This is a genomic window from Candidatus Jordarchaeum sp., assembly GCF_052745115.1.
Window position 1 is genome coordinate 1 of record NZ_JBRAKS010000121.1, and the last position, 10,953, is coordinate 10,953.

The 10,953-nt window shown below is 40.9% G+C and carries 8 protein-coding genes and 1 pseudogene; 4 read left to right on the forward strand and 5 right to left on the reverse strand.

The window, feature by feature from the left end:
- Positions 1 to 201: 201 nt before the first annotated feature.
- Positions 202 to 726, reverse strand: coding sequence for a DUF3368 domain-containing protein (locus tag ACUVXA_RS10110; protein ID WP_445871136.1), 525 nt, complete (start codon positions 724 to 726; stop codon positions 202 to 204).
- Entirely contained in the window at positions 727 to 1,032 is a 306-nt protein-coding gene (locus tag ACUVXA_RS10115; protein ID WP_445871137.1) for a UPF0175 family protein, read from the reverse strand.
- Positions 1,033 to 1,233: 201 nt separating this feature from the next.
- On the opposite strand from ACUVXA_RS10115, the gene ACUVXA_RS10120 reads away from it, so the two are divergent.
- Positions 1,234 to 2,772 (forward strand): class I adenylate-forming enzyme family protein, encoded by a 1,539-nt coding sequence (locus tag ACUVXA_RS10120; RefSeq protein ID WP_445871138.1) that lies wholly within the window; start codon positions 1,234 to 1,236, stop codon positions 2,770 to 2,772.
- A gap of 21 nt (positions 2,773 to 2,793) precedes the next feature.
- On the opposite strand, the gene ACUVXA_RS10125 is transcribed toward ACUVXA_RS10120, so the two are convergent.
- Both ACUVXA_RS10125 and ACUVXA_RS10130 read right to left on the reverse strand, forming a co-directional pair.
- Positions 2,794 to 3,594 (reverse strand): HEAT repeat domain-containing protein, encoded by an 801-nt coding sequence (locus tag ACUVXA_RS10125; RefSeq protein ID WP_445871139.1) that lies wholly within the window; start codon positions 3,592 to 3,594, stop codon positions 2,794 to 2,796.
- Positions 3,595 to 3,863: 269 nt separating this feature from the next.
- On the reverse strand, positions 3,864 to 4,622 hold the full coding sequence (locus ACUVXA_RS10130; protein ID WP_445871140.1) for an SDR family NAD(P)-dependent oxidoreductase: 759 nt from the start codon (positions 4,620 to 4,622) through the stop codon (positions 3,864 to 3,866).
- Between the two features lie 136 nt (positions 4,623 to 4,758).
- Between ACUVXA_RS10130 and ACUVXA_RS10135 the strand changes: the two genes are divergently transcribed.
- The 3 genes and pseudogenes from ACUVXA_RS10135 to ACUVXA_RS10145 all read left to right on the forward strand — a co-directional run.
- Positions 4,759 to 5,088 carry a pyrimidine dimer DNA glycosylase/endonuclease V gene (locus ACUVXA_RS10135; RefSeq protein ID WP_445871141.1) on the forward strand — a complete coding sequence of 110 codons (330 nt, stop codon included), beginning with the start codon at positions 4,759 to 4,761 and terminating at the stop codon, positions 5,086 to 5,088.
- Positions 5,089 to 5,216: 128 nt separating this feature from the next.
- A complete protein-coding gene (gene corA, locus ACUVXA_RS10140) occupies positions 5,217 to 6,287 on the forward strand; it encodes a magnesium/cobalt transporter CorA (protein WP_445871142.1) in 1,071 nt (356 codons plus the stop codon).
- 292 nt (positions 6,288 to 6,579) lie between these two features.
- Positions 6,580 to 6,825 (forward strand): annotated as a pseudogene (locus tag ACUVXA_RS10145) (MGH1-like glycoside hydrolase domain-containing protein); the annotation flags it as partial.
- Positions 6,826 to 6,863: 38 nt separating this feature from the next.
- On the opposite strand, the gene ACUVXA_RS10150 reads toward ACUVXA_RS10145, so the two are convergent.
- Positions 6,864 to 10,727, reverse strand: coding sequence for a hypothetical protein (locus ACUVXA_RS10150; protein WP_445871143.1), 3,864 nt, complete (start codon positions 10,725 to 10,727; stop codon positions 6,864 to 6,866).
- Positions 10,728 to 10,953 lie beyond the last annotated feature (226 nt).

Sequence of the window (10,953 nt, forward strand, 5' to 3'; positions counted from 1 at the left end):
TCCCCTATGAAGCAGGAACCGAACACCATTTAGGCGGTGTCCTAAATGGGTAAGTCTCGGACAACGGTTCTTCAAGCTTTCTAGCCTTTTAATAATATCATCATATTGCATTTTTTAACCTTCAGAAGTGGTTTTACGTGTTTTCGTTTAGTACTTCCGATTTAAAAGTATTTTAGAACAATTTTTTTTAGAATTGGGTTATTAAAGGCGGTTTAGTGCTTGATAGAATTTGTATACGATTATTGGGGAGAGCCAGAAGCCTTCTTGAAGCATGTGGTTTAGGGATTCTTTCGCTTTTTTCTTGCTTAGGTGTTTTTCCTTTACGCTCTTTAAGAGCACGTAGAGGACGCCCTTAGGATTCAAGCCTAATATTTTTCCCACAAGATAAGCGTCTTCATCATTGGTGAGCAAAATGGAGGTCTTCTTCTCCAGGGCTAAAGCTATAGCCTCGCGTTCTCCCGCACCTAACTCAGTGCTAATTTTTTTCTCCATTGTTTCTACCTTTTCTTTGAATTTTTTATCCACCTTGTAAGCTTTTATCCACTCTTCGTTGAGGGCTTTCTTGATTATTTGGGCGTTTTCGTAGCCCTTTTCAAGTCCGATTATCACTGCCTCTTTGTGGACTGATTCTGGAATCGCTATTTCACGGTATAGTTGCCTTAATAAGTGTAAAAGTTCACACTTTCCCAGCCATATGAGGGGTCCAGCGTCCGAGGTCGCCGTCAACTAATCTACCAGCTGCTTGACTTCTTCATCGAATCTCTCTTCCCCGTAGCGGAGAGGAAAGTTTCTCCGTCTAAGTTCTATGGAAAGCTCTCTGTAACCTAAACCCGTAAGCTCACTCATTTTTCCAAAAGAAATTTTGCCTTCCGAGTATAGCTCTAGGGCTAATCTTATCTTCATCTCTCGAACACCTATCTGTAAAGCCTCCCTCATAATATCCGATTTCTCCCTGCGAAGCATTTTTGCAAGTTCTTCAAGCACCTTGATCGTTTCTTTAGGCAACCTGAGAGTGGTGACTTTGAATTCCAAAAATCTCACCGTATTCTAAAAGAATACAATCGCTTATAAAACTACCTTAAATAAGGGTAAGATCCGTAAAGCAACTTTTTAAAGTTCTTGAAAAAAGCCCTAATAGTAAAATCTGTTAAAAAAGTGTAAATAGTTCAACCACCATAAAAGTTATTAAACCGATACAGAAAATAGAATCAAATTCTAGAACGAGGGAAAATTATGAGTATTGAATTTAACAAACATCTAACCGTTGGAAACCAGCTGGTTAGAGCTACCTGGAGGCACCCCAACAAGGAAGCGATAGTCTGTAAGGGCAAACGTTTAACCTACAATGAGCTTAACACTAGAGTCAACAGCCTAGCCCACGGGCTAATGAAGATGGGAATAAAAAAAGGTGATTTCGTAGCCGCAATATTGATGAACAATGTGGAACTGGTAGAAACCTACTTTGCACTAGCCAAAATTGGAGCCATCGCAGCTCCCCAAAACTACCGGCTTACCCCAGACGATATTCAACAACTCATAAATCAATGCGAAGCCAAAGCTCTAATCTATGAAAGCGAATTCAAAAACCTGGTGGAAGGGTTAAAGCCCAAGTTAAAAACGGTCAAGCACTACATATACGTGGGTGAGGGAGAAGAAAAAGTCACCATCCCTTATGAAAAGTTGGCAACAGGTTACTCCACCGAGGAGCCGGATGTGCCCATGCTTCAAGACGACCCTCAGTATCTAAATTACACCTCAGGAACCACGGGGCTGCCCAAAGCCACCATAATGTCCCATTATCATAATATTATTGTAATTTTACCGGTGCTAATGGAGCTCGGTCTGGACTCAAGCTGGGTCCTGCTTACTGTTTTTCCCCTATTCCATAGGGTGGGATGGGCTACGGTGCTTGGAGGAATTATTAGTGGATGTAAAAACGTCATCACGGAAATTGATCCGCAAAAAATTCTGGAAGCTATACAGGAGGAGAAAGTTAACTACGTTAATCTTGTACCCATAATGGCTAGCCTATTGATGATGGTGCCCGACTTTCAGAAGTATGACACCAGCTCCCTCAAAGTAATAGTTTACGCCGCCGCCCCCCTAACCACGGAGATAAGAGACGCCACCTACAAATACTTCACAGACAATATAGCAGAGTACTATGGTAGTACTGACACCGCTCTTCTCACCTGGTGCAATCCCGAGATGAAGCGGAAAAAACTCACCAGCCTTGGAACCCCCATTTTTGGTGTCGAATTAAGAATCGTGGATGAGGAGGACAGAGACTTGCCCTTAGGAGAAATCGGTGAAATAATCTGTAGATCACCCGCTTTCAACCCCGAATATTACAAAAATCCTGAAAAGACAAAAGAAGCGTTTCGAAACGGATGGTGGCACACTGGGGACCTCGGGCGGTTCGATGAGGACAAGCACCTCTATGTTGTGGGCCGGGTTGAAGATATGATAATCAGTGGAACCGACCGGATTTTTGCCCCTGAGGTAGAGGATCTGATAACGTCGCACCCCAAGGTTAAGGAATGCGCGGTTATTGGTCTTTCTGACAAAGTTTTGGGAAAGGCGGTAACAGCCATAATTGTCCCCCAAGAGGGTGAGACTGTTAGCGAGAAGGAGTTAATAGATTTCTGTAAGGGTAAGCTAGCTGAATTCAAGATCCCGAAAAAAGTGAAAATTACGGATACTATTCCAAGGACGGCTACTGGGAAGATTATGAAGTTTGAGCTTGAAGAGCAATTCTCAAAAAAAGGTTAGCATCCTAAAGGCTACTCCTAATTATAGGATTCTTTCCCCTTTGATCAACTCCAAGGCTGATTTGGCAGCTTCCTGAACCTTCCGATCCTTATCTTTTAGTGCTTGAATTAATGGTTCTATCGCTCTTTTATCTCCTAACCATCCGAGAGACTTGGCGGCTTCCCATCTAATACTGCTCTCTTTATCTTTCAGAGCCTGAATTAGTGGTTCCACTGCCTTCTTGTCTCCTGTTTCGCCAAGAGCAATTGCTGCTGCTCCTCGCACTTCTACATTTTCATCCTTTAAACCCTGGATAAGAGGATCAATCACCTTTGGATCCTTTATATTCCCAAGGGCAATTATTGCTTCTGCTCTAACATAACTATCTTCATCTTTTAGAGCTTGAACAAGTGGGTTTATTGCCTTTTTGTCAGCCAACCTTCCTAGGGCTTCTGCTGCTTTCTCCCTAACATAGCCATCTTCATCCCTTAGAGCTTTAATAAGTAATTCTATCGACTTCTTATCCTTCAAATATCCTAGTGCCTCGGCCGCTCCTCCTCTAGCGTATATATCATCATCTTTTAATACGTCAGTTACTGGTTCTAATACTGTTTTTCCCATTTTTCCCAGTGCCTCCGCTGCTCCCTCTCGAATTTCCCAATATATACTTCTTAAGGCTTGCACAAGGAGTTCTATTGTCTCTTTCTCCCTTATCCTGCCAAGGGCTTCTATTGCATTTTCTCGAATCTCCTCATCAACATATTTTAAAGTCTCTATCAGACTTTGCACATCTTTGCTTGCTTCCATCCTTTTAACATTAGGTTTGGATTTATTCTTACTCATATTAACGTCTCCTAAAATTTCTGAAAAATGATTTCATCAAACTGCTTATCCTCAACAATTCAGATAATTCCCTTTTGATTAAATACTTTTTACTGTCCTGAAGACACATCACTCACATCAATTAAATTCTTTAATATAAATTATTTTATCCATTCTCATCAGCTTGTTGCACTTCGTCAAAACTGAAGTTACCATGGTTGTACATGTAAAAATTGGAGATTTTTAGTAACTCCTTGCTTATAGGATTCTGCTCGCAATAAGAGTTTCGCTTATTGGGAAGTGGAGCCACCGTCAATCACCAGGATGGAACCGGTAGTAAAGGAAGATTCTTCCGAAGCTAGGTATAGTGCTGCGTACGCTATTTCTATCGGTTTGCCCAGGCGACCTAAAGGTATTTCTTTAATTACTTCCTGCGTTCTCTGCTTTTTTTGTTTTTCACCTATCCATCGGTTAAGTAGAGGGGTTTCTGTGGCTCCGGGGCAAATGCAGTTTACTCGGATTCCGTAGGGGGCACACTGCAAAGCTAGTGATCGTGTTAACGCTATCACTCCTCCTTTTGAGGCGGAGTACGCGGGGTGGCTGGTGGTACCTACCAGTCCCAGCTCTGATGCCGTGTTTATGATGGAACCCTTTGTCTTCATCATATGAGGAATCGCATATTTGCAGCCCAGGAATATGCCTTTCAGATTCACGTCGATTACTTTGTTCCAGTCTTCCTCCTCGTTTTCCCATAATAGCCCTTTTGGCCCCTCTATTCCCGCATTGTTAAACAGGATGTCCAGTTTTCCGAAACTATTTATACATTTATCAATCATCTTTTTAACTTGGTCAGCCTTGGAAACATCGACCACGACTTGAACTGCGGTTCCTTTGTTTTTTGAAATCTGTTCAACAATATCTTTTCCTAAGCTTGGTTCAATATCTGCAACTAGGACTTTTGCCCCTTCTCTAGCAAAGAGATTAGCTGTGGCTCGTCCAATACCTGAACCAGCCCCAGTGACAATGGCTACTTTATCTTTTAATCGCACAGAAATCCTCCTCCGAAACAGATGTTGTTTCTTTTTATCAACATGAATCTATTTTTTTAGTAATATTGCTTATGTATTTGAGAGTAAAGATTTATTAAAACCGTAATTCTACGTGCATTAAAAGATAGTGGTGTTTATGCGTATTTGGGATATTCCGCCGGAAAATTTGTGTCGTAATCATTTGCTGGGGGAGCATAGGGAGCTTCACGCTATTTGGGCAATTCTGACACAGGGTAAAAAGGGGTATTCCAAGCATCCGGAAACCTTAAGGTGGAAAGGTAAGCTAAAATGTTTGTATTTGAGACACGAAAAGCTTATCGGTGAGATGAGGAGAAGAGGATATAAGCACAATAGCCCTCTTAAAATAGAATTGGCAACTGGAGATGAGATACAAACCGAGTATGTGGATTCGATTAAGGACCAGGTTAGAATCCTAAAAAATAAAAAATGCGGATGTATAGTTTAGCGAATTTAATGATATTTCTCTAATTAATAACTATGTATTTTGGAAACTTGAGTTCACCAAAATATTTTCTGACGATTTCAATATACGTAAAAAATTTTATAATCGGTATATAAACGGGGTTGATTGTGATGCCTAGGTTCAAATTGTTTAGAAAATCTTCAAAAATGGTTGGTCTGCCTCCGGGAACGCTGGTACATATTGGAGAAAAGGTTACTGCAAAAGTGAAAATTAGGGTTTTGGACTATGATGAAGCGCACTTTCAAGAAAAGGAAGTGAAAACCATTGAGGAGTGTTTTCCATTTAAAGATACACCAACCGTAACCTGGATAAATATTGACGGTGTTCATCAAGCAGATATTATAGAAAAAATAGGAAAGCACTTTGATGTACACCCCCTAATATTAGAAGACATTATGAACACTGAGCAACGCCCCAAAATAGAGGATTTCGAGAACTACCTATTTATTGTATTAAAAATGCTCTATCAAGATGATAAAAATAATGAAATAAATATAGAACAGGTTAGTCTGATTGTTGGCTCCAACTATGTTATATCATTCCAGGAGAGGGAGGGAGATGTCTTTAACCCTATAAGGGATAGAATCAGAACCAGTAAAGGGCGGGTAAGGAGGATGGGGCCTGATTATCTGGCTTATGCTTTAATAGATGCCATCGTTGACAACTATTTTATAGTTTTAGAAAAACTGGGAGATAAAATTGAAGATGTGGAAGAAGTGCTGATAACCGAGCCCTCCACGAAAACTTTAAAGAGTATACACACTCTTAAAAGAAAGCTACTATTCTTACGCAGATCTGTTTGGCCTTTGAGGGAAGTGATTAATGTTCTGGAAAGGGGGGAATGCTCACTGGTTAAAAAAGCAACCATAATATTTCTCAGAGATGTTTATGATCACACTATTCAAGTAATGGAAACCACCGAGATCTATCGAGAAATGCTCTCCGAAATGATTGACGCGCATCTCTCAAGCATCAGCAATAAAACAAACGAAATTGTCAAAGTGTTAACAATTATAGCTACAATATTTATACCATTAACTTTTATAGCCAGCATCTATGGTATGAATTTCACTTGGATGCCAGAAATCGAATGGCCTGAAGGATACCACATGGTTCTAATTGTAATGATGATTGTCGGAGCGATAATGCTGATTTATTTCCGGAGAAAAAAATGGCTATAGAAAATAGCTACCTTATCCAGCGATGTAGTTTCGCTTGATTTCACCTCCGAAAGGAGCGTTCATAGGGCTTATTTTATTTTCCGAATTAGAACACAGAATCTAGAAAAAAATGAAGAAAGCTAAAAGAGGACAGCCGAGGCTAAAAAAATCAAGGAGAATATTCTCAAGCACCTTTAGAACCCCCGAGAACAGCTCTTCTTCGAAGACCGGAAAACCTTAAACAGTCAAACATCAAGGCCGCAGTTAATTTTTATCCTTTCATAACCGATATAATTACTCCCAGCATTTAGGAGCCATACATAAGCGGCTCTTGAATCCTAAAGAGTTTTTAACATTTTATCCGGTGGCTACATTAAGCAGAGTCAATCCATTATTTAATCCACATGCAAAGTGGAAAATGATTCGAAAATGCTGCCCTTATAATGGGCGAGTCTGGCCCGTGACCAATAGTCACATATGCGATGCCCTAGCTCAAACCACTTACCACGGGATAAATAATTTAGTAAAAATTAATATAAAAAAGAAGGGGGGTTTGTGAAGCCCTTTAACTTTTTAAGGGCCTTACACTTCTCCGTTTTATTCCTGCTCTTCCCCAGATTCTTCTCCCGACTCCTCTGATTCTGGTTCTTCTGGCTCCTCTGGGGTTTCTCTTTTTGGTGCTTTGCGGAAGGGTTCTTGTCTTTCTTCGTATTCTTCAATCATTTGTATTATTCTTGCACTTGTTTCTCCGGGGATTCCTACGGATTCTAGGAGTCTCTCTTTATCGGCGGGGGGTGCGGTTTTAAGTTCTATGGCTAGTGCGTAGGCTTCTTTCTCCTTCATTCCCGACTCTACCAGGAGTGGCACTATGAGGTCTGCCAGCTCCACAGGTATGTACTTTTCAATTCTGGGTTCCACCCCCACTATCGCTAATTCCTCGCTTAGTATGGCTGAAACAACTTTTTCTCTGAGTATGGGTCTGGGAGTTACTTTTTCTCCGCGGCTTATTGCTTTTATTAGTTCGTCGATTCTCTTTATAATTGCAGGTATTCTCGCTCTCCTATAGAACGTGTACGCTCCAAAAGCTGTAGTGGGAATGGCTATCGCCGCTATAATTGTAAATAACATTGATAAGGGAATTCTCCACGGTCCGAAGGGTACCGCTTTCTCCTTAATCGACAAGACGATGGGTATCTGCTGCGTCTGATAGTTGGTAGCCGAAGCCATAATATTCATAAAGTATACTCCTGGAGGCAAACCAAAAGAGGGAACCAGAATCAAATAGATACCTGAACCAACTTGTAAAGTGTGGACATCTTGTTCAACGACTCCCTTCTTCCAACCTTCTCCAAATTGATAAACTGGCAAATTGAGTGAGACTGTAATACTTGCATCTGGCACAGCAGTTCCATTGCGATCCTCATAAGTGAAGGAGACTGGGATTAAATACCAAGAGTTTTCAACCTGAATCAGGGGGCCCGCAAAAAGATACTCTGAAGAACCAAATAATTGTGGAACCATAAGTGTTGATCCCAAAACGGTAGGTGTTCCCTTAAGATCAAGAGTAAGGTACTCAAACTGGGTAGTATAGTTAGTCTTTGTTGCCTGTATAATTACAGTATAGACGCCGGAGGGGAGCGTTCCAGCGGTTATTTGTCCTGTGTAGTTACCTAAATTCCAGGGATCAGTCAAATCCCCATTAACAGATGTATTTTCTCTTATAGTCCATGTTACATTTGCATTCACAATTCCGGCGCTTGTAACATCATGCAAAAATTGAATGGTTACTGAAATATTCTCGTCGAAAAATCCTTCAAGGTTAGTGGTTGGTGCCACAATCTTGGTTGGGATGCTGTTAATAGTTAATGGAATGTTGACTAATGGTATATCATAATTCGCTAAGGTGGCGGTTATTGTAATATCGTATTTGCCCGGCACTAAATCATCTATAACATTGTTGGGAATCTTGTACCAACCTGGTCCTTGTGCTCCCCAAGATTCCATATTCCAGTTTACATATCCTGTACCTGAAATGGTGAAACGCACCGTAGCACCGGTCACAGGCAGGCTGCGGTGAGTGTCTTCATAAGAACCGCCTATCGTTATGTAGAGGGCCAGGTTTTGACGCCAATAAGTAGTAACACTGGGTATAAAATCAGGAAAAACGGGAAGTTTCTTCAATGGCATAAAAATATCGATGGGTGTCGGATACTGATAATTTGGAAGTTGGGGTTTTGCAATTACTCTTATAGTGTAGCTTTCACCGCCAAGGAGTGATATCATGCTTGTATTAAATTGGGCGTAATATCGACCCGGGGTTCCTGTAGCGTTCATCGTGTCGCTATAGACTTCTTGTCCAAGAGAATTATAAATAGTGAAGTTCATCCACTGAGCCTCAATGCAAGTCTCACGGATATTTTTAAGACAAACGTCGAATCTAACCACATCCGTCCAGAAAATATTAAGTAACTGGGTTCCATTGGCGCATTGCAGATAGCTTGGAGTGCTCCCAAAGTTCCATTTTAAGTAGACCTTGAAAGCCTTGGGGTTGTCCATGTTTATGGGCTGGGTTACGGTTTGTGTGGTTCCTAAAATGGTAATATTTTCAATATCATATTTAGTAATGCCAACATACACGTCTATGTTGAGCAATTGGTTTGCGTAAGCGTAGAACGAGCAGTTTGCGAAGTATTGGTTAACCATCTGTGAGATGTTTGTGAGTGATTCACTTGTGTAGTTTAATGTTACGTTTGCGTTCTGGACTCGATGGCTGGCATTATCCCAAACCTCAATATAAATTCGGGTAATATTCATATTTATGGTTAAGCTACTAATAGGCTCTGAGAAGTTTTCAAAAGGGTTCCACCTATACGCCTGACTCAAGTAGGTGGTATCAGGGGTATAATCTCCAGTTACGTTAGCCTGTATCCAATACTGGTCTGTTGTATAATTCTCGAATATGGTGAAAATGCACTGCCCTTGTGTGTTTGTGGATTTTGTATCGTTGAGTAAGGATAAGGCTGGGTCTTCGTAGACATTCACATTTGCTCCCGGTATAGGATTTCCAAAGTTATCGTTAACTGTAACTTTCAGTGGGAAGAAGATCCTTACCTCACTACCTACATTTCTACTTAGAGGCTGGTTCACTTGGTACCATGTGTTTACGGCTTGGTCAAATCCTCCAGTTAGGCCTACTGCATAGTATTTGAAGGGTACGTTTATTTTGTACTCATTGGAAGCTCTATCGTCGTTTCTAATGCCGAAGCTGCTTACACCTCCATCTATATTCGTGCCGTACTCTATGCTGGTACCATTCATTATATCCCTCGGCCACTGGGGGCTTCCAAGAAGACCGAAACCAATACCATCATTTCTCACTAGAACCATGTAGTTTAATGGTTGGACTCCTGCTTTGACATCGCTAAAGGGAATACTAGTGGCTGTTCCCCGATTATTATTATCCACGTAGAAGTTCCATTTGGATGTTACTGCTATGACTGCAAAATCATATATGGGAATCTGGTCCACACCGCTTGGACTTGCAGTCTGGATGGCAACATAGCCCTGGTAGGCGTAAAAAGTATAAGTCTTATTAAATGTTCCGTAGCTTCCGCCGCCAGCAGCTGCAAGAAATTTATCGGTACTCGTCTTGTAAATCTTTATAGTGGTTCTTATGGGTCCATTTTCAATGATTTCGGCTGTCCAATTTAGTTGATTGTCTACTGCGTAACTGTCTCTTCCAGGGTCATCGGCGTCTATACGGTCTATTCCCCTGTGCAGTCCACTTGAAGGAACAAGGTTGACTCCACCGACTCTGAATATTTGAAATGATGCGTCCGTGTCAGACACTATATACTCTATTTGATAAGTGCCGCTTATTACTCCAGTGTCAAAGGTGAAATAACTATTATTACCAACCACGCTTACACTGAGTGGTGTCGAATAAGTCTTAGGGGGTCCAGTATAGGTGTCGTTATAGTAAACGTAATAGGTTGAGGTTCCGCCCGCTGTGACATTAACGGGAAAAATCAAGTCGCAGCTGGTGATTATGTCCCCACTAGGCGGGTCAGGATTCTGTATCTGGACAGGCACTTCTACCCAATTAGCAGTAATGTGGTTATAATATAGTACACGGATACTATTCTTATGACAGTGACCTGATGGGAACGTTATACCACTCAATTCATATGGCTCGTTTACCCTGTTTACATATCCTGGCTCGGTTATGTTTACTTCTTTTCTGAAACACCAACTAGTATTCCACCAGAGGTCAACTGGTTGCGGATTATCCTTTGAAATTGGAGTAATGGGATTAAATATCGGTGTATTGGCGAATGTATTGGCTTGTAGTGGAAATGACGATTGATTGTTTGGTGAAATTAGGGGTATTGCTGTTACTATTAGTAATGATAGTATGATCGCTAAACCTAGGACACATTTCTTTTTGTTCGTTGGATTCATTTTCTCTTCCTCTCCTAAAGAAAGGCTTGGTGATTGCCTCGACTTTTGATAAATCACTTCCCTCACATTTCTTTTTCCAATTTTTTTGAGGTTTTGGTCTTTTTCTCTAAAAAATTTTTTAGAAATGTTTTTATTAAGGATATGGGTTAACGTGATATATATCCTTTTCTTTTATAACAGTATTTGAAAATGAGTTTTTGGGGGTAGGGATACCCTTATAGTGGAG